Source organism: Elioraea sp. Yellowstone (assembly GCF_006704265.1).
In the GTDB taxonomy this organism is placed as follows: domain Bacteria; phylum Pseudomonadota; class Alphaproteobacteria; order Acetobacterales; family Acetobacteraceae; genus Elioraea.
The window spans coordinates 1-1,189 of record NZ_VIKA01000287.1 but is presented as its reverse complement, the minus strand read 5'-3'; the positions used below and the strand labels follow the sequence as shown (position 1 = coordinate 1,189).

The following is a 1,189-nucleotide window of genomic DNA, read 5'->3' as shown; positions in this document are numbered from 1 at the left end:
GCGCAGCTCTGATCCGGCCGCTCGACGCCGGCCCGGCGGCGCGGGCATGATCGCGCCGCCCCATGCCTCCGCCCGCGTCGCCCTGGCGCCGCCACGCCAATCTCCTCTTCGTCCTCGCGCTGTGCCTGTCCGCGGCCCTCGCCTGCTGGCTGCTGCGCGGGACCGCGGGGCTCGGGCGCGGCCTCGCCCGCGCGGGCGATCTCGCGCTGCTCGTCCTGCCGGTGCTGCTGCCGGCGCTGGTGCTCGCCGGACTGGTGCAGGCCGGCGTGGCGCGCGAGCGGATCACGCGCTGGCTCGGCGCGGATTCGGGGCTGCGCGGGCTCGGGCTTGCCACCCTGGCCGGCATCGCGACCCCGGGCGGGCCGATGGCGGCGTTCCCGCTGGTGCTGGCGCTCGCCGCCGGCGGCGCCGATCGCGGCGCGCTGATCGCCTTCATCACCGCCTGGGCGCTGAACGGCTTCAGCCGCATCCTGGTCTGGGAGGTCCCCGTGCTGGGGCCGGAGTTCGCGGCGCTGCGCTTCCTCGCCTCGCTGCCCCTGCCGCTGCTCGCGGGTCTTGTCGCGCGGCGTCTCCCCCTCAAGCCGGGGGCGGCATGAGCGCGACCGCGCTCGGCCTCTGGCTCGCCGCCCTCGCCGGCTGTGTGCTCGCCGCGCGCCGCGACGCCGCGATCCTGCGCGGCGCGCTCGCGCAGACGCGCGCGAGCCTGCTCACGATCGCGCCGATCATGGCGATCGCCCTGCCGACCGCGGGCTTCCTCGGCGAACTCGTGCCGGAACGCTTCGCCGCGAGCCTGCTCGGTCCCGGGAGCGGGCTTGCGGGCCATCTCGCGGCGACCGTCGCCGGCGCCTGCATCCCCGGCGGCCCGTTCGTCTCCTTCCCGGTGGTGCTCGCGCTCTGGAGCGCGGGCGCGGGCCCGGCGCAGATGGTGACGCTGATCTCCGCCTGGTCGGTGCTGGGCCTGAACCGCGTCGTCCTCTGGGAGGGTCCGCTGATGGGCTGGCGCTTCGTGACGCTCAGGCTCGCCGCGACCGCCTGGCTGCCGCCCCTCTCCGGGCTCGCCGCCGAGGCGATCCTCGCCTGCCTTCCTCCCGGCGTGCTCGGGCGCTAGAAGCCGCGCGCATGGAGGCGGGTCCCGGCACGGCGGAGGCGGTCGCGATGTGGCGCGCCCTGCTCGCGCGCCGCGGCGGGG

2 protein-coding genes are annotated in these 1,189 nt (G+C 77.6%); both read left to right on the top strand.

Annotated elements, in window-relative coordinates; genetic code table 11:
• Nucleotides 1–62: 62 nt before the first annotated feature.
• Entirely contained in the window at nt 63–596 is a 534-nt protein-coding gene (locus FK498_RS18735) for a permease (RefSeq protein WP_141857219.1), read from the top strand.
• The gene (locus FK498_RS18730) at nt 593–1,108 is read left to right on the top strand and encodes a hypothetical protein (RefSeq protein ID WP_141857217.1); all 516 of its coding nucleotides are present in this window, start codon (nt 593–595) and stop codon (nt 1,106–1,108) included. Before FK498_RS18735 ends, FK498_RS18730 begins: the two co-directional genes overlap by 4 nt.
• Nucleotides 1,109–1,189 lie beyond the last annotated feature (81 nt).